This is a genomic window from Proteiniphilum sp. UBA1028, assembly GCF_002316955.1.
Taxonomy (GTDB): Bacteria; Bacteroidota; Bacteroidia; order Bacteroidales; family Dysgonomonadaceae; genus Proteiniphilum.
In genome coordinates this window covers 1-339 of sequence record NZ_DCEN01000078.1, presented here as the reverse complement: position 1 = coordinate 339, position 339 = coordinate 1, and the positions used below count along the sequence as shown (strand labels likewise).

Below are 339 nucleotides of genomic sequence, written 5' to 3'. Positions count from 1 at the left end.
GTAGGAATAGATTCAAAGTTATTTTCATCGTTGATTAAGTTATCCAGAAATACACTTTTTCTTCCATTTATTTCATCAACCGAAAATGGCCAAAGGTGGTGTGTTTCGATTCTTCCGGCCAATGAATCGGCTACCTTGGGTTGTAGCATTACATTGGCAGATCCTGTGAGGATGATTCTACGATTGCGATTGTCATCAATCAGTTTCTTGAGACTTAAAAATATCTCAGGTGCGCGTTGCACTTCATCAATAATTACATTCTCGCCAATATCCAACAAGAAACCCATTGGATCTGATTGAGCAGCAGCTAATACCGACGGATCATCGAAGGTGACATAA

General features: G+C 39.5%; 1 protein-coding gene. It reads right to left on the bottom strand.

The annotated features are described in order from the left end of the window. Positions 1–339, bottom strand: a 339-nt coding sequence (locus B3Z75_RS13170) for an AAA family ATPase (protein ID WP_294072607.1), incomplete at both ends; no start/stop codon positions are given.